21 protein-coding genes are annotated in these 19439 nt (G+C 45.8%); all 21 read left to right on the forward strand.

Features of this window, described 5'->3' with window-relative positions:
- Nucleotides 1–32 precede the first annotated feature (32 nt).
- The 21 genes from fapR to sucC all read left to right on the forward strand — a co-directional run bounded on the left by fapR (nucleotide 33) and on the right by sucC (nucleotide 19427).
- Nucleotides 33–611, forward strand: coding sequence for a transcription factor FapR (fapR, locus tag ABE021_RS06730; RefSeq protein ID WP_430287635.1), 579 nt, complete (start codon nucleotides 33–35; stop codon nucleotides 609–611).
- Nucleotides 608–1600 carry a phosphate acyltransferase PlsX gene (gene plsX, locus ABE021_RS06735; RefSeq protein WP_430287637.1) on the forward strand — a complete coding sequence of 331 codons (993 nt, stop codon included), beginning with the start codon at nucleotides 608–610 and terminating at the stop codon, nucleotides 1598–1600. Before fapR ends, plsX begins: the two co-directional genes overlap by 4 nt.
- A complete protein-coding gene (gene fabD / locus ABE021_RS06740; protein WP_430287639.1) occupies nucleotides 1597–2538 on the forward strand; it encodes an ACP S-malonyltransferase in 942 nt (313 codons plus the stop codon). The genes plsX and fabD overlap by 4 nt, the downstream gene beginning before the upstream one ends.
- Nucleotides 2538–3284 (forward strand): 3-oxoacyl-[acyl-carrier-protein] reductase, encoded by a 747-nt coding sequence (gene fabG / locus ABE021_RS06745; RefSeq protein ID WP_430287641.1) that lies wholly within the window; start codon nucleotides 2538–2540, stop codon nucleotides 3282–3284. Before fabD ends, fabG begins: the two co-directional genes overlap by 1 nt.
- A gap of 239 nt (nucleotides 3285–3523) precedes the next feature.
- Nucleotides 3524–3760: an acyl carrier protein gene (locus ABE021_RS06750; RefSeq protein WP_025785086.1), complete on the forward strand. Its 237-nt coding sequence runs from the start codon at nucleotides 3524–3526 to the stop codon at nucleotides 3758–3760.
- A 124-nt stretch (nucleotides 3761–3884) separates the two neighbouring features.
- The gene (gene rnc, locus ABE021_RS06755; RefSeq protein WP_430287643.1) at nucleotides 3885–4652 is read left to right on the forward strand and encodes a ribonuclease III; all 768 of its coding nucleotides are present in this window, start codon (nucleotides 3885–3887) and stop codon (nucleotides 4650–4652) included.
- 2 nt (nucleotides 4653–4654) lie between these two features.
- Nucleotides 4655–8218 carry a chromosome segregation protein SMC gene (gene smc / locus ABE021_RS06760; RefSeq protein WP_430287644.1) on the forward strand — a complete coding sequence of 1188 codons (3564 nt, stop codon included), beginning with the start codon at nucleotides 4655–4657 and terminating at the stop codon, nucleotides 8216–8218.
- 23 nt (nucleotides 8219–8241) lie between these two features.
- Entirely contained in the window at nucleotides 8242–9258 is a 1017-nt protein-coding gene (gene ftsY / locus ABE021_RS06765; RefSeq protein WP_430287646.1) for a signal recognition particle-docking protein FtsY, read from the forward strand.
- Between the two features lie 63 nt (nucleotides 9259–9321).
- A complete protein-coding gene (locus tag ABE021_RS06770; protein WP_430287647.1) occupies nucleotides 9322–9654 on the forward strand; it encodes a putative DNA-binding protein in 333 nt (110 codons plus the stop codon).
- Between the two features lie 13 nt (nucleotides 9655–9667).
- A complete protein-coding gene (ffh, locus tag ABE021_RS06775) occupies nucleotides 9668–11023 on the forward strand; it encodes a signal recognition particle protein (RefSeq protein ID WP_430287649.1) in 1356 nt (451 codons plus the stop codon).
- Nucleotides 11024–11125: 102 nt separating this feature from the next.
- Complete coding sequence (rpsP, locus tag ABE021_RS06780) at nucleotides 11126–11398, forward strand: 30S ribosomal protein S16 (RefSeq protein ID WP_039041903.1); 273 nt, start codon at nucleotides 11126–11128, stop codon at nucleotides 11396–11398.
- Nucleotides 11399–11413: 15 nt separating this feature from the next.
- On the forward strand, nucleotides 11414–11647 hold the full coding sequence (locus ABE021_RS06785) for a KH domain-containing protein (RefSeq protein WP_191688308.1): 234 nt from the start codon (nucleotides 11414–11416) through the stop codon (nucleotides 11645–11647).
- A gap of 90 nt (nucleotides 11648–11737) precedes the next feature.
- Nucleotides 11738–12253, forward strand: coding sequence for a ribosome maturation factor RimM (gene rimM, locus ABE021_RS06790; RefSeq protein ID WP_430287651.1), 516 nt, complete (start codon nucleotides 11738–11740; stop codon nucleotides 12251–12253).
- Nucleotides 12253–12987, forward strand: coding sequence for a tRNA (guanosine(37)-N1)-methyltransferase TrmD (trmD, locus tag ABE021_RS06795; protein ID WP_430287792.1), 735 nt, complete (start codon nucleotides 12253–12255; stop codon nucleotides 12985–12987). The genes rimM and trmD overlap by 1 nt, the downstream gene beginning before the upstream one ends.
- A 124-nt stretch (nucleotides 12988–13111) precedes the next feature.
- Entirely contained in the window at nucleotides 13112–13456 is a 345-nt protein-coding gene (rplS, locus tag ABE021_RS06800; protein ID WP_039041905.1) for a 50S ribosomal protein L19, read from the forward strand.
- A gap of 101 nt (nucleotides 13457–13557) precedes the next feature.
- Nucleotides 13558–14115: a signal peptidase I gene (lepB, locus tag ABE021_RS06805; protein ID WP_430287653.1), complete on the forward strand. Its 558-nt coding sequence runs from the start codon at nucleotides 13558–13560 to the stop codon at nucleotides 14113–14115.
- 17 nt (nucleotides 14116–14132) lie between these two features.
- Complete coding sequence (ylqF, locus tag ABE021_RS06810) at nucleotides 14133–14987, forward strand: ribosome biogenesis GTPase YlqF (protein WP_430287655.1); 855 nt, start codon at nucleotides 14133–14135, stop codon at nucleotides 14985–14987.
- Nucleotides 14988–15092: 105 nt separating this feature from the next.
- Entirely contained in the window at nucleotides 15093–15875 is a 783-nt protein-coding gene (locus tag ABE021_RS06815) for a ribonuclease HII (protein WP_430287656.1), read from the forward strand.
- Nucleotides 15872–17860 (forward strand): hypothetical protein, encoded by a 1989-nt coding sequence (locus tag ABE021_RS06820; protein WP_430287658.1) that lies wholly within the window; start codon nucleotides 15872–15874, stop codon nucleotides 17858–17860. The genes ABE021_RS06815 and ABE021_RS06820 overlap by 4 nt, the downstream gene beginning before the upstream one ends.
- Nucleotides 17857–18138 (forward strand): EscU/YscU/HrcU family type III secretion system export apparatus switch protein, encoded by a 282-nt coding sequence (locus ABE021_RS06825; RefSeq protein WP_430287660.1) that lies wholly within the window; start codon nucleotides 17857–17859, stop codon nucleotides 18136–18138. Before ABE021_RS06820 ends, ABE021_RS06825 begins: the two co-directional genes overlap by 4 nt.
- 128 nt (nucleotides 18139–18266) lie before the next feature.
- A complete protein-coding gene (sucC, locus tag ABE021_RS06830) occupies nucleotides 18267–19427 on the forward strand; it encodes an ADP-forming succinate--CoA ligase subunit beta (RefSeq protein WP_430287661.1) in 1161 nt (386 codons plus the stop codon).
- Nucleotides 19428–19439: the final 12 nt, after the last annotated feature.

Genomic DNA, 19439 nt, shown 5'->3' on the forward strand with positions numbered 1-19439 from the left:
ATACCAAGTGCTAAACTTGAGGAGTGACTATGGTGCGTGTACCTAAAAAAGATCGTCAGCATCAGCTGGCTCAGCTGTTAGACACGACCCCTTTTTTGACGGATGAGGAAATCGCACAACACTTCAGCGTGAGCGTGCAGACCATTCGATTGGATCGTCTTGAATGTGGAATACCTGAGTTGAGGGAACGCATGAGGACGGCGGCGAACGAAACAATTGCGGGTCAAGTAAAAGCGCTGCAGCAAGAAGAAGTGATTGGTGAAATCATTGATATCGAATTGGACAATAAAGCGATCTCGATCCTCGATATCACTCCTCTTCATGTGTTCAAAAAAAGTGGTATTGCTCGTGGACATCATTTGTTCGGACAAGCCAACTCACTGGCTGTTGCAGTTCTTGACGATGAGCTCGCACTTACTGCAAAGTCTGTGCTACACTTTGTCAAGCCGGTTAAAGCAGGAGATCGCGTCATAGCCAGAGCCATTGTCCATGGGAAAAAGGACAATCGGACTTTTGTCGAAGTGACGTCTACAGTCGGGGATGAAATGGTCTTCAGTGGTGAGTTTCAAATGTATCGCTCCACAGGGACGAGTCAGGGGGATGTTGAATGAAAATCGCAGTAGACGCGATGGGCGGCGATCACGCCCCTAAGGAAGTTATCGCAGGCGTTTTGCAAAGTCTTCGTGAATTTAATGATATACATATACAGCTGTTTGGTGACGAAGCGGCGATGAAGCCATATTTAGAACTGCATGAACGGTTAACCGTTCACCATTGCACGGAGATGATTGAACCGGATGATGAGCCGGTAAGGGCGGTTCGGAGGAAAAAAGATGCGTCTATGGTCCGCATGGCACAAGCGGTGAGCGAGGGTGAAGCAGATGCTTGTGTATCAGCAGGAAATACGGGTGCATTAATGGCAGCAGGGTTATTCATCGTCGGTCGAATTGACGGGATTGAACGACCTGCTCTTGCGCCTACGCTGCCGACAATCGGGGGAGAAGGATTCGTGTTGCTGGATGTAGGGGCGAATGCGGATGCGAAACCGAGTCAACTGGTTCAATACGCGATCATGGGAAGCATATACGCGGAAAAAGTCCGTGGTATTCATAATCCGCGAGTTGGTTTGTTGAATATCGGGACTGAAGCAGGAAAAGGAAATGACTTAACGAGAGCGGCATATGATGAGTTGATGAAAGCGCCCCTGAACTTTATCGGGAACATTGAGGCCCGCGATTTGTTGACTGGTACTACTGACGTAGCTGTCACTGACGGATTTACAGGGAACATGGTACTGAAAACGATTGAAGGCACAGCTTCAGGTTTGTTCTCAATGATTAAAAATGTATTTGCTTCATCCATTAAAACGAAAATTTCTGCTGCACTCGTTAAAGACGATATGCGTGGCTTGAAAAAGCAGATGGATTATACGGAGTATGGAGGAGCAGGTCTATTCGGACTGAACGCACCCGTTATTAAGGCGCACGGGTCGTCCAACGCAAATGCTGTGAAAAATGCAATCCGTCAAGCAAGGATCATGGCTGAACATCACGTGAGCGAAACCATTCGTGAAACCATTAAAGAGGAGGAGACACGATGACAAAGGTAGCTTTTCTTTTCCCAGGCCAAGGATCGCAAAAAGTGGGCATGGGTGTTGAGTTAGCGGCACAAGAAGGAAGTAAGCGGTTTTTTGAAATAGCAGATCGCGAATTGGGATTCGCATTAAGCGGATTGATGACAGAAGGACCTCAGGAAGAACTGACAGTCACCTATAATGCCCAACCCGCATTGTTGACTGTGGGGGCTATGATATCGGATCGCTTGAAAGAAGCGGGTATTCAGCCCTCTTATACGGCGGGACATAGTTTAGGAGAGTATACAGCGCTTTACGCTTCAGGAGTTTTATCTTTTGAAGATGCAGTCAAAACGGTTCACAAACGCGGGCTGTTCATGAACGAAGCAATGCCTGCAGGTCAAGGGGCAATGGCAGCCATCCTTGGTCTGGATCTGGATACACTGACAGAAGTGACAAAAGCGGTCACTTCCGAGGGGGAACTTGTACAGCCGGCGAACCTCAACTGCCCTGGACAAGTTGTTATTTCCGGGACGAAAGCAGGTGTGGAAGAAGCGTGTGACCGTTTAAAAGAAGCTGGAGCTAAACGTGCACTGATGCTGGATGTTAGCGGGCCGTTCCATTCTGAACTGATGCGTCCGGCAGCAGGAAAACTCGGAGAAGCGCTAGAAAGCATAGGGATGAATGAAGCGCATGTCCCTGTCATCGCTAATGTGACGGCGCTGCCTGTAACAGAAAGCACCGAAGTGAAACGGTTGTTGATCGAACAATTGTCATCTCCTGTCCGTTGGGAAGAATCCATTCGTCATATGCTGGAATCAGGAGTGACGCAATTCATAGAGTGCGGTCCTGGTAAAGTGTTGAGTGGTCTTGTCCGCAAGATCGACAGAAGCGCAACGGTTTGGCCGGTATACGATGAAGAGACATTGAGTGCTGTTGTAGAAGCTTCGAAGGAGTGGTCTTGATGGGGAAATTTACAGGGAAAACAGCGGTAGTAACAGGTGCATCCAGAGGGATTGGTCGTGAGGTAGCGTTATTACTCGCTCGCGAAGGTGCGAATGTGACGGTTAACTATAGCGGCAGTCAGGAACGTGCAGAGCAAGTCGTACAAGAAATCGTAGCGGATGGCGGTAAAGCGATTGCTGTCCAAGCGGATGTCACATCAGCGGAGAGTGTGAAGTCCCTGATGGATCAAACTCTTGAGACGTTCGGTTCGATTGATCTCCTAGTCAATAACGCAGGGATTACGAAAGATAATTTGCTCATCCGTATGAAAGAAGACGAGTGGGATGCAGTTCTCGATACGAATTTAAAAGGTGTTTTCTTATGCACAAAAGCAGTATCCAGACAGATGATGAAGCAGCGTGCAGGTCGCATCGTGAATATGGCATCAGTTGTCGGAATCGCAGGCAATCCAGGTCAAGCAAACTATGTTGCAGCGAAGGCCGGTGTGATCGGATTGACGAAAACGACGGCAAAGGAACTGGCATCACGCGGAATCACGGTCAATGCAGTCGCTCCCGGGTTCATCACAACAGACATGACAGAAGCTTTAGGAGACGACATGAAAGAGCAGCTGCTCAGCGGTATTCCTTTAGGTTCACTAGGAAGTCCTGAAGATGTTGCGAAAGCGGTTGCCTTCTTCTTATCCGAAGATGCGTCCTATGTCACTGGACAAGTGCTGAATGTAGATGGCGGCATGGTGATGTAACTCGGCTCTTATAACATATTTGATTGGACTCTCTATGCTGAATATTAGTTGATTGGAGTGGAAGGCGGCGACTCCGGAGGGATCAGTGAAGATTGAAGACCCCGCAAGGAGCAAAGCGACTGAGGAGGCTGAAATCAAGCTCCTCGGAAAGCGTCCGCCTGCAACGGAGATCGACGGTGGCGAGCGGAAGATGTTTTTGGATTTGATTATGTCCTATTCAGTGAGAGGAGGTGAATACAGTGGCTACAGTCTTAGAGCGTGTTACAAAGGTAGTTGTCGACCGTTTGGGAGTCGATGAAAGTGAAGTGAAACCAGAAGCTTCTTTCACTGATGATCTTGGTGCAGACTCATTGGATGTTGTTGAATTGGTTATGGAACTAGAAGACGAATTCGACATGGAAATTTCTGATGACGATGCTGAAAAAATCAGTACAGTTGGAAGTGCTGTCTCATACATCGAAGAAAAAACTAAATGAGTTTAGCACAGAGACTCTTTCGACCCTTCTTAAACGGTCGGGAGTGTCTCTTTTCCATTTTGCACTACACTAGCATACAGGGTAGAATGGAGAGGAACTTGTTAAAGAAGGGCGGATTTAATGAATGGCAGCGAATAGAAGACTGAATGATAAGCCAGCTAAGACCGTATTACCTGCAGCGGTCCGGAAAAAATTTGAAGAACTGCAAGACCGACTTGAAGTCCGCTTTGAGAATGTATCCTTGCTGTATAATGCCTTTACTCATTCATCCTATGTGAATGAACATCGTGCTAAGAAATTCTCGGACAATGAGCGATTGGAGTTTTTAGGGGATGCTGTCCTTGAACTGGCTGTGTCGCAGTATTTGTTTTCAACGGAACCGAACAAAAGTGAAGGAGAACTGACGAAATTGCGTGCAGCGATTGTTTGTGAACCGTCACTTGTAACGTTCTCTACGGAGCTTAACTTTGGAGATTACATCCTTTTAGGAAAAGGAGAAGAGCTGACTGGCGGACGCACACGACCCGCTCTGCTGGCAGATGTATTTGAAGCATTCATTGGAGCCCTTTACCTCGATCAAGGATTTGACGTGTCGATTGACTTTCTGGAACGTACAGTATTCCCGAAAATCGGACTTGGAGCTTTTTCGCATGTGATGGATTACAAAAGCCGGTTACAAGAAATTGTCCAACAGACGAATCATGGACAGCTGAACTACCGGATAGTTGAGGAATCAGGTCCTGCACATGCGAAAAAGTTTCTTACATACGTTCAGCTTGGCGACGTAAAACTGGGAGAAGGTATCGGCAGATCGAAAAAAGAAGCGGAACAGGAAGCGGCTCGTCAGGCGATCCAGCAGTTACTGGATGAGCATACGAAAGAGGAGAGCTGAACGTGTTTTTAAAACGTCTTGAAATTATCGGATTTAAATCATTTGCCGAAAAGGTATCCATTGAATTTGTACCAGGTGTCACAGCTGTAGTCGGTCCGAATGGCAGCGGGAAAAGTAATATTATCGATGCCATTCGATGGGTGCTCGGTGAGCAGTCTGCCAAATCATTGCGTGGAGCGAAAATGCAAGATGTCATTTTTGCTGGCAGTGATTCAAGAAAACCTTTGAACTTTGCAGAAGTGACACTGATTTTAGATAACACAACAGGGCTATTCCCTCTGGATTATACTGAAATCAGTGTAAGTCGACGTGTGTTCCGTTCAGGTGAGAGCTCATTTCAGCTAAACGGGCAAGCCTGCCGTCTGAAAGATATTAACGATGTCTTTGTTGACTCCGGTCTGGGAAAAGAAGCGTTTTCAATCATATCCCAAGGGCGTGTTGATGAAATACTGAATAGCCGGCCTGAAGATCGAAGAAGCATATTTGACGAAGCTGCAGGTGTTTTGAAGTATCGGATGCGCAAAAAGAAAGCAGAGTTCAAGCTCATTGAAACAGATGACAATCTCGACCGGATTTTAGATATCTTAAAAGAACTAGATGACCGGATGGAACCGCTCGCTGTGAATGCCCGCTCTGCTGAACGGTATGGGAAACTTGTAACTGAACTGAGAGATTCCGATGTGCGTCTTTTGAATGTGGAGGCATCCCAGTTGCAAACGGGATTGTTGGACACAACAACACTTGTAGAAAACAAAACGAAAACTAAAGCTGACCTGGAAAAAGAGGGGGATACTGCTGAACGTCAGCTGAAACATATGAAGGCCGCGCTTGCTGTATTAGATCAGAAGATTTCCGTGCTGCAAGAACAGCATGTCGTATCGAGCTCGGAAGCTGAGAAGTGGGAGGGGCGGCGACTTCTTTCTTTAGAAAAGCAACGGAACGTTAAAGATCGTTCCAAGCGTTTAACGGCGGACTCGGAAAGCTTGAAGCAATTGCTTGGGCAACTGGAAGCGAAAAAAGCGGAACTCACTGAACAAAATCATGAAACTGAATTGCAGCTATCCAGCAAGACCGAAGAAATGACATCGATATCGAGAAAATTGAAACGTTCACTTGCGGAAACTGAACGTGAAATTGAAGACCTCAAATCCACTTATATTGAAGTGTTGAACGAAGAAGCTACTGTGCGTAATGAGTTAAAACATATTGAAGAACGTCTGACAGGTGAGCAGTATTCATCAGAAAAGACGAGCAAGCAAACAGAAGAAATTCGATCCAAGCTCAGCACACTCAACGAATTGAAAGAAAAGCAGACTGCTGAACTCAGAAAGCTTATCCAACGCGTGGAAGAATCTACGAAACAAGTGGCAACGAATCGCGAACAGTTGCAGAATACAGAAGCACAGCTCGAACAGACACAAAAAATGCATCAGCAAGCTGTTAATAAACGGTATGAACTTCAAGGGAGGCTTCGTGCTTTAAAAAGTATGGAAGCGGATTTCTCTGGATTTTATTCGGGTGTTAAAGAGGTCCTGGTCGCAAAACAAGCAGGCACACTCCAAGGAATAGAAGGTGCTGTAGCCGAACTTATTTCTGTGGACAAAAGACATATTAAAGCCGTGGAGACTGCGCTCGGCGGAGCGATGCAGCATATTATCACCACATCAGAAAGCCACGCGAGAGCTGCTATCGGCTTTTTGAAAAAGAAGAATGCGGGACGCGCAACATTTTTACCACTCGATGTGATGAAGGCACGTTCCGTTCCTCAAGATGTATTATCAAAAGTCAATCATCACCCTGACTTTGTTGGCACAACTGACCAGCTTGTCACGGTACAACCAGCGTATCGAAATGTGACAGCAAACTTGCTGGGAGCTTCCATTGTTGCAACCACACTGAATGGTGCTTCTGAAATTGCAAAACTTGCCGGCTATCGATTCAGGATTGTCACGTTAGATGGTGATGTCGTGAATGCCGGGGGTTCCCTTACAGGTGGAGGTTCAAAAGTTCAATCGACCGTATTCTCCCGGAAAGCTGAACTGGAGACTTTGACAAGCCAACTTGACCAGCTGAATCATTCCATTGGCACTGCAGAAGAAAAGCTTAGTGCCATTAAACTGTCGATTGCCGGTGAGATGCAAAAAGCTTCCGTTTCCGCGCAAAACAGGGAGCAGCTTCAGCTTGCTGTAACACGTCTTGACTCGACGCTTAAAGAGACTACCTTTGAAATCCGAACTGCTGAAACTGAATGGAAAACGATTGAAGCAGGAAGAAAAGGGTCCGAGGATACTCGCAGTTCACTGTTTGCAAAACGTGAGGAACTACAGCTGCAACGGGAACGTTTGACAGCGCAGCAACAAGAAATTCAAACGTCAGTTGCTTCTTTAGAACGTTTGGCGGCAGATCGCCGGAACGAAGAACAGGCACTTCGTGAGCGTTATAGTGAACTGCGTGAAGAAACAGCGATCCTGCGTGAACAACTGACCAATCGGGCTTCTTTAGTAACTGCAGCGGAACTTGAACTTAGAGATACAAAACACAAATTCGCTCAAACAGAAGAAGAACTTCAATTTCTGGCGAGTCAAGAAGAAGGGGAAGTTCTAACCCCTGAAGAAATCGAACAGCGTATAGCTGCAGAGACAGATATTGTAACCGAGGTGAAATCGGAATTACTCACTAAACGGGCGGAACAGGAAAAACTCGCACGCTCTTGCGAAGAGCAGGAGGCTGCATTGAAGCAGATTTCTGACCGGATTAGGATCATCACTTCAGAACTCGGTGATTTGAAGGTTTCATTTTCTCGGAATGAAGTGAAATTGGAGTCTATTCTCAACCGGTTGTTGGAAGACTATGGACTTCATCCTGATTATGAAGTACCTGATGTATTCGATGCCTCACTTGTAAGAGCACGCGTGGAACAGCTGAAACGTGAGGTTGAATCTTTAGGCCCGGTGAATCCTGGTGCGATCGAGGAGTATAAGGAAGTACTCGAAAGGCATACGTTCCTTACAGACCAGCGGAACGACCTTCTGGAAGCGAAAACCACGTTGGAAGAAGCGATGTCCGAAATGGATATGGAGATGAAAACGAGATTCACTTCTACGTTTGACGCAGTACAACAACGGTTCCGCACGGTTTTCAAGGAAATGTTCGGTGGCGGGGAAGCGGATCTCGTTCTCACGGATCCCGATAACCTACTGGAAACAGGTGTGGATATCATCGCCCGACCACCTGGGAAGAAGCTGCAGAATCTTAGCCTTCTTTCAGGCGGAGAACGTGCGTTGACAGCAATTACCCTGTTATTTTCCATTATCGAAGTCCGCCCCGTTCCATTTTGTATATTGGACGAAGTTGAGGCTGCGCTTGATGAAGCGAATGTCATTCGGTATAGCCGCTATTTGAAAAAGTTTTCGGAGGATACACAGTTCATCGTCATCACCCATCGGAAAGGAACGATGGAAGGTGCTGATGTCTTGTATGGAATAACGATGCAAGAGTCTGGAGTATCCCGCCTAATTTCCGTAAAAATGTCCGAAGTTCCCGAAACTGCGTTGAGCACATCCTGATTTAAGAAAGGAAAGTGAGAATAATGTCTTTTTTCAAGAAGATGAAAGAGAAAATCACGGGCACGAATGATTCAGTCACTGTTAAATTCAAAGATGGCTTAACTAAAACGCGCGATTCATTCACTTCAAAAGTGAATGATCTGGTCGCCCGTTTCCGTGAGATTGATGAAGAGTTTTTCGAAGAATTGGAAGAGGTCTTGCTGCAAGCCGATGTAGGATACGAAACTGTAATGGAATTGATCGATCTGCTGAAAGTCGAAGTGCAGCGCAAAAATATTAAAGATACTGCTGGTATTCAAACGGTTATCTCTGAGAAACTTGTAGAAATCTATAATTCACAAGGAGAAAGTGACAATTGCTTGAATATCCAAGAAGACGGAATTACAGTCCTGCTCATGGTAGGAGTGAACGGTGTAGGGAAAACTACGACCATTGGTAAGCTGGCATCTCGTCTGAAAGCCGAAGGAAAAACCGTCATGCTTGCTGCGGGAGATACATTCCGTGCTGGAGCCATTGAGCAATTAGTTGTTTGGGGAGAGCGTGCTGGAGTTGAAGTGATTCGTCAGTCGGAAGGATCCGATCCTGCAGCCGTCATGTTTGACGCTGTGAATGCTGCTAAAAAACGTAATGTGGATGTCCTGATTTGCGATACAGCAGGCCGATTGCAAAACAAAGTCAACTTGATGAACGAATTGCAAAAAGTGCATCGGGTCATCGGCCGTGAAATTCCGGGAGCGCCTCATGAAGTGCTACTCGCACTTGACGCTACTACGGGTCAAAATGCATTGATCCAAGCAGAAACTTTTAAAGAAGCGACTGACGTGACGGGGATTGTGCTCACGAAGCTTGACGGAACTGCCAAAGGGGGAATCGTTCTAGCAATCCGCAACAAGTTGAACATTCCAGTCAAATTCGTCGGGTTAGGTGAGGGTATTGATGACCTGCAGCCATTTGATCCTGAGAAGTATGTGTACGGTCTGTTTGCAGATGGACTGGAAATGGAAGCAGATTATGACGTCGAAAAGCATCAAGACAAGTAAAATACCTTGACGGAGGTAAGAGCAACAGCTACTATAAAGAGAAGGTCCGAGGAGGAATTGTGCATGCTGGAAAAAACGACACGTGTTAACTTCCTCTTTGATTTTTATCAATCATTGTTGACGGATAAACAGCGGATTTATATGCAATTGTATTACCTGGATGATTTGTCATTAGGCGAAATCGCAGAGGAATATGACGTATCCAGACAAGCTGTCTATGATAATGTCCGCCGAACAGAAGCGATGCTCGAAGACTATGAAGCAAAACTATCGTTGTTCCATAAATTTCAAGAACGCTCTGAGTTAATCGAGCAGATCGAGCAGCGGCTTTCCACTGAAAAAGCGCTGACCGATGAAGTGCAAAAGTTATTACACCAAATCAAAGAACACGACTAAGGAGGCTCTATGCATGGCTTTTGAAGGATTAGCGCAGCGCCTGCAAGGGACGCTTCAAAAAATCACAGGCAAGGGTAAAATTAGTGAAGCTGATGTTAAAGAAATGATGAGAGAAGTCCGCTTTGCGTTAATTGAAGCGGATGTCAATTTGAAAGTCGTTAAAGAGTTTGTCAAGACTGTTAGTGAGCGTTCAGTCGGTCAAGACGTCATGAAGAGTCTGACGCCCGGTCAACAAGTCGTGAAAATCGTAAAAGATGAACTGACAAAGTTGATGGGGGAAGAACAAACAGCGATTCAATTTGCCCGTAAGTCACCGACTGTCATTATGATGGTCGGTTTACAAGGGGCAGGTAAAACGACCACGTCCGGAAAACTTGCAAATTCCTTACGTAAGCGCAATAACAAGTCTCCATTGCTCGTTGCGGCGGACGTTTATAGACCTGCAGCGATTCAACAGCTGGAAACGATCGGTAAGCAATTGACCATTCCTGTATTTTCAATGGGTACGGAAGTGTCTCCGGTCGAAATCGTTCGTCAAGCACTCAAAAAAGCGGACGAGGATCATAATGATGTGGTGATCATTGATACCGCGGGGCGTTTGCATATTGATGAAACCTTGATGCAGGAGCTGAAAGATATTCGTGAACTTTCATCACCTGATGAAGTCTTCCTTGTTGTAGACTCGATGACTGGTCAGGATGCTGTAAACGTAGCGAAAAACTTTGACGAGACAATCGGAATTACTGGAGTCGCTCTTACTAAACTTGACGGAGATACACGTGGTGGTGCAGCGCTTTCAATCCGAGCAGTCACTCAAAAACCGATCAAGTATGTAGGGATGGGCGAAAAAATGGACGCGCTTGAACCATTCCACCCTGAACGTATGGCGTCCCGTATTCTCGGCATGGGAGATGTCATGTCCCTCATTGAGAAAGCTCAGGAGAATGTCGATGAGGACAAAGCGAAAGAACTTGAACAAAAGCTGCGAACACAAACCTTTACATTGGATGATTTCCTTGAACAGCTGCAACAAGTGAAGCAAATGGGACCTCTTGATGAGATATTGAAGATGATGCCAGGATTCAATAAAATTAAAGGTTTGGACAATGCCAAAGTCGATGAGAGCCAGATGGGGAAAGTGGAAGCGGTCATCTATTCGATGACCACTCAAGAACGCACCACTCCTGAAATGATCAACGCCAGCCGTAAAAAGAGGATTGCCAAAGGATCTGGAACTTCGATCCAAGAAGTCAACCGATTACTGAAGCAGTTTGAAGAGATGAAGAAAATGGTCAAGCAAATGACCGGGGCACAACAACGCGGTAAAAAGAAGATGAAAATGCCGGGAATGGATGCCTTTTTCAAGTAAATCCATTCAAAAAACAAGGTGTTAAGAAAAAACACTTTACAAACAACAAAAAGCTTGATAATATACTATCTTGTGTGAAACTATTCGGAGGTGCAACTAAACATGTCAGTAAAAATTCGTCTTAAACGTATGGGTGCAAAGAAATCACCTTTCTATCGTATCGTAGTAGCAGATTCACGAGCTCCTCGTGATGGCCGTCAAATCGAAACAGTTGGAACTTACAACCCGCTTACAAAGCCGGCTGAAGTGAAAATTGACGAAGCAAAAGTTTTGGATTGGATGCAGAAAGGCGCTAAGCCATCTGATACAGTTCGTAACTTGTTCTCAGAACAAGGCATCATGGAGAAATTCCATAACGCTAAACTTAGCAAGTAATCAGGAGGTGCGCTCATGGAGCAGCTGATTAAGACAATCGTAAAACCGTTAGTCGATTATCCTGAAGCGATTCACATCGAACAGGACGAACAAGCGAATCGGGTTGCCTATAAACTTTCTGTACACCCGGAAGACATGGGGAAGATCATTGGAAAGCAAGGACGTGTCGCGAGTGCGATACGGACAATTGTTACATCAGCTGCAGGCAGCCACCGAGGTAAACGAGTTTACCTGGATATCGTTGACTAACACTGCGTAAAGGGAGGAGCCTCGGTTCCTCTCTTTTTCTATATCAAAGAATTCCTCACCCTATAATCGAACAAAGGAAGTGAAAGGACCATGTTATGGTTTAACGTCGGACAACTCGTCAATACACACGGAGTCCAAGGTGAAGTACGGGTCACACCTCGGACAGACTTTCCTGAGGAACGATTCGCAATCGGCAATGAACTGTTCCTGTTCATGCCGGATGAAAAGACGCCCATCAAGCTTAAAATATCAGGAGCACGCCGTCACAAAAACTTCTACTTGCTCACTTTTGAAAACCATTATAATCTCAGCCATGTGGAAAAATACAAAACGGGCATGCTGAAAGTATCAGAGGAGCAGCTCGGTGAACTCGAAGAGAACGAATACTATTATCATGAAATCATCGGATGCGATGTCATCTCACTCGAAGGCGAAACGATCGGCACGGTTACAGACATCCTGGAAACTGGTGCAAACGACGTCTGGACAGTCACGCCAGCCCAAGGGAAACCTCACTATATTCCCTATATTGAAGATATTGTGAAAGAGATCGATATCGAAAATAAGAAAATCACGATTGAGCTCATGGAAGGACTTCTTTCATGATGAACATCAGTATTCTCTCGTTATTCCCTGAAATGTTCGAAGGGGTTCTTCATACCTCGATACTGAAGAAGGCGCAAGAGAACGAAGCGGTCTCGTTTACAGTAACTGATTTCAGAAACTACTCGGAGAACAAGCATCACAAAGTGGACGATTATCCGTATGGTGGTGGTGCTGGGATGGTGTTAAAGCCGGAACCGCTTTTTAACGCTGTTGAAGCTGTCACAAAGGACGCTGTAAAGCCGCCGCGGATTATTTTGATGTGTCCCCAGGGAGAACGCTTCACCCAAGCTAAAGCCGAGGAGCTGGCATCGGAAGAGAACTTGGTTTTCATCTGCGGCCATTATGAAGGGTATGATGAGCGAATCCGCGAGCATCTCGTGACAGACGAACTCTCCATTGGGGATTTTGTGTTAACAGGCGGAGAAGTTGCGTCGATGGCAATCATTGATAGCGTCGTGCGCTTGTTGCCAGGAGTCCTTGGGAATAACGTATCATCGGTTGAAGACTCCTTTTCAACAGGATTGCTTGAGCATCCGCACTATACACGTCCTTCGACTTACAAAGGTCTCTCAGTACCAGACATTCTATTGTCAGGCAATCATGGCGAAATTGACAAGTGGCGTATGGAGCAATCGTTAAAACGGACACTCGAACGCCGTCCTGATCTGTTAGATGAATTATCACTGACGGCTGATCAGGAAAAGATATTGAAGCGGCTGAAATCCAATCGATGAGTGTTGCGCTACTCGTACATTTATGCTAGTATGATATACGTGCTTCTATGTAAGCACATACTTAACTGATGTTCCGCTGCGGTCATTTATCGCAAGAGCCTCTAAGGATAGGAGAGAAAAAATCATGCAACAACTAATTGCAGATATTACAAAAGATCAGCTTAAAAGCGATCTACCGGCATTCCGTCCGGGAGACACAGTGCGTTTGCACGTAAAAATCGTTGAGGGAACGCGCGAGCGTATTCAGCTATTTGAAGGTGTCGTTATCAAGCGTCGTGGAGGCGGAATCAGTGAGTCATTCACAGTTCGCAAAATCTCCAACGGTGTTGGCGTGGAGCGTACATTCCCAGTACACACACCAAAAATCGTAAAATTAGAAGTGACTCGTCGTGGTAAAGTACGTCGTGCGAAGTTGTACTACCTTCGCAACCTACGCGGAAAAGCTGCACGTATCAAAGAACTTCGATAAGTATAGAAAGATCAGGAGACCGTTTATGCGGCCTCCTTTCTTTTTGCCTCTAAGTCGCATTGAAGGTACAATATAATTATTAGACTACAGGGGGCAATGGGATGGATGAAAAGAAAAATAAAAATGAAACCTTTGAATGGGTGAAAGCGCTACTTATTGCCTTTGGAATTGCAGCTGTCATTCGTGTTTTTCTCTTTACGCCAATTGTTGTAGATGGAGTCTCCATGATGCCGACATTAGAAGATGGCGATAAAATGATCGTGAACAAAATCAGTTATTCAATTGGTGAGCCTGATCGTTTCGATATCGTCGTATTCCATGCGCCGGAGCAAAAGGATTATATTAAACGCGTCATCGGGCTTCCTGGCGAAACCGTAGAGTATAAAGATGATGTTCTATATATAAATGATCAAGCGTTTCCGGAACCTTATCTGGATGCGTATAAAAAAGAAATTACAGAAGGTACACTGACTGAAGATTTTACGCTCGATGAGAAAATCCAACAGCGAATCATTCCAGAGGGACACGTATTTGTCATGGGGGATAATCGAAGGAAAAGCAACGATTCCCGACACATTGGCGTCATCAGTATAGAAGATATTATCGGTACGACAAAATTTGTTTTCTGGCCGATGGATGAGATCGGACTAGTGGATTGAGAAAGTAGGGGGAGCAGATGACCATTCAGTGGTTTCCCGGTCACATGGCGAAAGCCCGAAGAGAAGTAACCGAGCAGTTGAAACTTGTGGATATTGTATTTGAACTTGTAGATGCACGACTTCCATTATCTTCCCGTAATCCGATGATTGATGAGGTCATTCATCAAAAACCAAGAATATTGATATTAAATAAGATGGATTTGGCGGATGAGCATGAAACCGCAAAATGGATCCGCTATTTTGACGGCCAAGGCATTCGGGCTGTTGCCATTAACTCATTCGAAGGAAAAGGGTTGCAGTCCGTGACAAAGGTAGCTAAGGAAGTGTTGGCCCCTAAAATCGAACGGATGAAAAGACGCGGCATTCGACCTGGAGCGATCCGCGCGATGATCGTGGGTATTCCTAACGTTGGAAAATCGACGCTGATCAATCGACTCGCTCATAAGAACATAGCCAAAACAGGGAACAAACCGGGCGTCACAAAAGCTCAGCAATGGATCAAATATGAAAAAGAATTGGAACTGCTCGATACTCCGGGTATTCTATGGCCGAAGTTCGAAGATCCCGAAACTGGTCAAAAGCTTGCCTTGACTGGAGCGATTAAGGATACTATTGTGAACATGGAAGATCTGGCGTTGTATGGACTGACGTTCTTATCGAATCGGTATTCTGATCGATTAAAAGAACGGTATGGTTTTGCTACAGTGGAGGATAACACAGCAGAGCTGTTCGATGCGGTCGGAGCACGTCGTAGAGCCTATACGTCGGGTGGAGAAATCGACTACGATAAAGTTGCCGAGCTGATCATCCAAGATGTCAGATCAGGTAATTTTGGAAGATTGACATTCGATTGGACAGAAGAACAGGAATGATATAGCCGGAGCCGGCAACCGGCTTCGGCTTTTGTATATCTAAAAATGTATGGGTTGACCGATAATAGACATATGGAATTGACGTGTGATGGAAGGTGGGAGTGTGTGAAAACAATACAAGCAATCAAATTGCAGCTAAGAGAAACGAACGAACGCGAGCCATGGATGGAAGAGTTGACCAAGGATTCACGTAAAGGAGTTCAGCAGGCGCTCAATAGCTGGAATCGAGCGTACGATAAACGTTGTGTTTCAAAGGCTGACCATATTGGGAAACAGCAATTTGATCTATCATTCGCGCCGTTTGAAGGCGCTAAAGTAGCGGGGACAGACGAAGCCGGCAGAGGTCCCTTAGCAGGTCCCGTTGTAACTGCGGCAGTTATCCTTCCGCTTGGATCAGATGAGTTGATCGGTTTGGATGATTCCAAACAGATATCGAAGAAAGAACGAGAGCGCCTCGCAGAAATTATCAAAAGAATTTCTTTGGCTTGGTCTGTTCATGTGCAGCCTGCTGAGCGTATCGATGAAATCAATATCTACGCAGCTACACGTGAATCGATGGAACAGGCGATCCGGACGCTGCCTGTTGAACCCGATCAAGTCCTTTCAGATGCGATGCCGCTGACTGCAAACTGCCCGGCTGTCTCCATTGTGAAGGGAGATGCTAAAAGTTTAGCGATAGCAGCTGCATCCATACTTGCGAAAACGACAAGGGATCAGTTGATGGATGAGTTACACGAAGAATATCCTATGTACCGATTTGATAACCATGCAGGTTATGGTACGCCGGAACACTTAAGGGCACTCGAAAATTATGGTCCAAGCGTGCATCACCGGAAAACATTCGAACCGATCAAAACAATGATCGCAAGAAAGGCGGCTGACTTATGAATAATCCGTCTATAATCCCGAATCTTAGTCCAGCCAATATGAAGAACGCACAAATGTCACAGCCCGCGCAATTACGTGAAGGACAACTTTTCCATGGGACGATCAAACAATTGTATCCAGGGGAAATGGCAGAAGTCCAAATCGGAAGTCAGAAGCTGAATGCAAAATTGGAAGTTCCGCTAAAGGCGGGCGACTCATATTACTTCCAAGTGAAGTCGACTGATCCTGAACTGCAATTGAAATTAGTCTCAGGACCGCATCCCCAAGGGGAGAGTCAAAGTGCAAAGATAGGCAGTCTGCTCGATACATTGCATCTTACTAAGACACCTGAAATGCGTAAACTCGTGGATTTCTTCATGAAACAGCAGATCCCTATTACACGGGAATCATTGGCGGCAGGTGAAGCGCTATTAAAGGGGGCGCCTCATGGGCAGCATCAAGAAGCGCTACAATCGATAGGCAAGCTAGTGTCCCTTAAGTTACCGATCACACAACAACTATTTCAAGCGATGATGGGTATTGAAACCAAGGCAGGTCTTGGAGGCGTACTTGATGCACTTCAGCAAGCGGTCTCCGAAGACAGTGAAATATCACTTACTCAGAAAAAGGATATCCAAACAATACTGGAGCAGGTTAAGCAGCCGTTATTGGAAACTAACGGAGGAAAACTACTGGCGCAAACACTTTCGGCTGCACTGGACAAGTCGGCTCTTCCCGAACTTCGTTTTCAAGCCGTCCAACTTCTGAAGATGGCAGACATTTTACCTGCTCAGACTTCACTAGCTAATTTGTCAACTGTGTTGGCAGGTCTCGTCAATTCATCCAAAAACGCTCAAGTTGCAGGGAACCTAGCCGTCCAACTAGCGGCTCCGGAAAATACGCCTGCACTGGACTCGAAACAATTATTGACAGCACTCCAACAAGCTGTGACTGGCACAACGAAATTATCTCCTGAACGGTCCGCAGAACTTCAGCGGATCATACAACAGGGTGAACTGCCTGGAAACGTGAAGCCCCAGTTAATGAGCCTTTTAACAGCACATTCACAAACGAATGAATCTGCAAGTACGTTGGTTTCGAAATTCAGTGAGACATTATTCAGTGACGCTGCAAAACAGATGCTGCCCAGCCAAATTACCGCTCAGTCCTCTCAGAATCTAAACATTTCAACTTCCAATCTGGCGGTGAACACGATTCCGGCTCCGGCCAAAGCAGGTATGCCAGCTCTGCTGCAGGCGATACTTGAGGCACATGGTGGACCTGATAAACTTTCTGTACTAGTTAAACAAGCGCTACAATCGAATGCGCCAGTCATTCAATCCTTCGTTGCTGCAGCTGAAGCGGCGACAAGTCAAGAGCTTTCAGGGAGCATTGTCAAACAAGCAATACAGTCGGTGTTAGCTAGGCTTGGCGTGCACTACGAGGCGGGCCTTGCATCGAAAGAGCCTCACTTTTCGCAAATTCAGGATTCCTTGAAGCCCCAACTCGTCGCGCTATTACAAGAGGGAGTGGCTGGTACTGCACTTCGGGAAGCGGCGGAAACAGTCGTTTCCAGACTGAACGGCCAGCCTCTGCAATCCAGTGAATCAGGTGTTCAGCAACAGATCATCATGCAAGTGCCTCTTCAGCTGCAGGGGAAGAGAATTGACGCAACGCTAGAATGGAACGGTCGGATGAAAGAAGATGGAAAAATTGACCCGGATCATGCACGTGTCTTATTTTACCTAGACTTAGAAGCAATCCACAAAACAATCGTAGACATGCAAGTGCAGAACAAAGTAGTGACATTGACCATTTTCAATGAAGATCCGACATTGAAAACAGTGGGGGGAATACTTCAGGACAAGCTGGCGGAAGGATTGGGTGCAGAAGGTTACCGTCTTTCGGCCGTTCGATTCAAACCCTTCCAAGAGGAAGTGAACACTCAAAACAAGCCTATCATACCTACAGATAACGGAACGCAAGGAGTCGATTTTAGGATATGAGTGAAAAGCGTTATAAGCGCCGTGAAGCAGTCGCGCTGACCTATTTGCCGGAACTCAATGAAGCACCGAAAGTGACGGCGAAAGGAAAAGGGCAAATCGCGGAAAATATACTCGAAAAAGCTCGAGAACACGGTGTACCTGTTCAAGAAGATCCCAGTCTAGTGGAATTGCTTGGTCAGTTAGAAGTGAATGAGACGATACCCGACCAACTGTATCAAGCTGTATCGGAAGTTCTGGCATATGTTTACAGATTAGATCGTTCTAAGAGCATAAAGTAAACAGCTCATGTCTGTAGTAGAACAGAAATTTCGCACGAATCGAGTACAAATATGGACATAGTATGACAAGTTTACTACAATAGAGTACGCAGTATAGAATAGTTATCAGTTTGATTGGAGGATATAAGATGAATATCCATGAATATCAAGGGAAACAACTGCTTCGTGAATATGGAGTTGCAGCTTCAAAAGGGATTGCAGCATTTTCTCCGGAAGAGGCAGTAAAAGCAGCGAAAGAGCTCGGTACTGAAGTATTTGTCGTGAAAGCGCAAATTCATGCAGGTGGCCGCGGGAAAGCGGGCGGCGTCAAAATTGCAAAAAATCTTGACGAAGTACGTGCTTACGCAAAAGAACTTCTTGGCAAAACGTTGGTGACTCACCAAACGGGTCCTGAAGGGAAAGAGGTCAAGCGTTTACTTATTGAAGAAGGCGCTGACATCAAAAAAGAATACTACATCAGTCTTGTCGTAGACCGCGCAACGGATCGTGTTACGCTAATGGGATCTGAAGAAGGCGGAATGGACATTGAAGAAGTTGCAGAAGCGACTCCTGAAAAAATCTTCCACGAAGTCATCGATCCTGTAGCGGGATTGACTGGTTTCCAAGCACGTCGTATGGCGTTCAATATGAATATTCCTGCGCATCTTGTAAACAAAGCAGCGAAATTCATGACAGGTCTTTATCAAGTATTCGTTGAAAAAGATGCTTCTATCGTGGAAATCAATCCGCTTGTTGTCACTGGTGATGATCAAGTTCTTGCACTTGATGCGAAATTCAACTTTGACGATAACGCATTGTTCCGTCACAAGGACATCGTCGAATTGCGCGACTTTGAAGAGGAAGACGCAAAAGAAATCGAAGCTTCCAAGTATGACTTGAGCTATATTTCTTTAGACGGCAACATCGGCTGTATGGTCAATGGTGCTGGACTTGCCATGGCTACAATGGATACGATCAATTACTACGGCGGATCACCCGCAAACTTCCTTGATGTTGGGGGCGGCGCGACTGCTGAAAAAGTAACTGAAGCGTTCAAAATCATCCTTTCAGATGAGCATGTTAAAGGGATTTTCGTTAACATCTTTGGCGGAATCATGAAGTGCGATGTTATCGCTGAAGGTGTCATTACTGCAGCGAAAGAAGTTGGCCTTGAAGTACCACTGGTTGTTCGCCTTGAGGGAACAAACGTGGAAAGAGGTAAAGCATTGCTGAACGAATCGGGACTTAATATCATTGCAGCTGGCTCCATGGCAGACGGCGCGCAAAAGATTGTTGAAATCGTAGGCTAAGAAAGGCAGGGA

This window comes from Sporosarcina gallistercoris, assembly GCF_050459885.1.
GTDB classification, from domain to species: Bacteria; Bacillota; Bacilli; order Bacillales_A; family Planococcaceae; genus Sporosarcina; species Sporosarcina gallistercoris_A.

Coding starts and splice junctions, on each gene's coding strand:
- rnc (WP_430287643.1), top strand. CDS start 3,885: ATGGCAGCGAATAGAAGACTGAATGATAAGCCAGCTAAGACCGTATTA.
- ftsY (WP_430287646.1), top strand. CDS start 8,242: ATGTCTTTTTTCAAGAAGATGAAAGAGAAAATCACGGGCACGAATGAT.
- ABE021_RS06785 (WP_191688308.1), top strand. CDS start 11,414: ATGGAGCAGCTGATTAAGACAATCGTAAAACCGTTAGTCGATTATCCT.
- ABE021_RS06820 (WP_430287658.1), top strand. CDS start 15,872: ATGAATAATCCGTCTATAATCCCGAATCTTAGTCCAGCCAATATGAAG.
- fabD (WP_430287639.1), top strand. CDS start 1,597: ATGACAAAGGTAGCTTTTCTTTTCCCAGGCCAAGGATCGCAAAAAGTG.
- sucC (WP_430287661.1), top strand. CDS start 18,267: ATGAATATCCATGAATATCAAGGGAAACAACTGCTTCGTGAATATGGA.
- ABE021_RS06770 (WP_430287647.1), top strand. CDS start 9,322: ATGCTGGAAAAAACGACACGTGTTAACTTCCTCTTTGATTTTTATCAA.
- rimM (WP_430287651.1), top strand. CDS start 11,738: ATGTTATGGTTTAACGTCGGACAACTCGTCAATACACACGGAGTCCAA.
- plsX (WP_430287637.1), top strand. CDS start 608: ATGAAAATCGCAGTAGACGCGATGGGCGGCGATCACGCCCCTAAGGAA.
- ylqF (WP_430287655.1), top strand. CDS start 14,133: ATGACCATTCAGTGGTTTCCCGGTCACATGGCGAAAGCCCGAAGAGAA.
- rplS (WP_039041905.1), top strand. CDS start 13,112: ATGCAACAACTAATTGCAGATATTACAAAAGATCAGCTTAAAAGCGAT.
- fabG (WP_430287641.1), top strand. CDS start 2,538: ATGGGGAAATTTACAGGGAAAACAGCGGTAGTAACAGGTGCATCCAGA.
- rpsP (WP_039041903.1), top strand. CDS start 11,126: ATGTCAGTAAAAATTCGTCTTAAACGTATGGGTGCAAAGAAATCACCT.
- lepB (WP_430287653.1), top strand. CDS start 13,558: ATGGATGAAAAGAAAAATAAAAATGAAACCTTTGAATGGGTGAAAGCG.
- ffh (WP_430287649.1), top strand. CDS start 9,668: ATGGCTTTTGAAGGATTAGCGCAGCGCCTGCAAGGGACGCTTCAAAAA.
- ABE021_RS06825 (WP_430287660.1), top strand. CDS start 17,857: ATGAGTGAAAAGCGTTATAAGCGCCGTGAAGCAGTCGCGCTGACCTAT.
- trmD (WP_430287792.1), top strand. CDS start 12,253: ATGAACATCAGTATTCTCTCGTTATTCCCTGAAATGTTCGAAGGGGTT.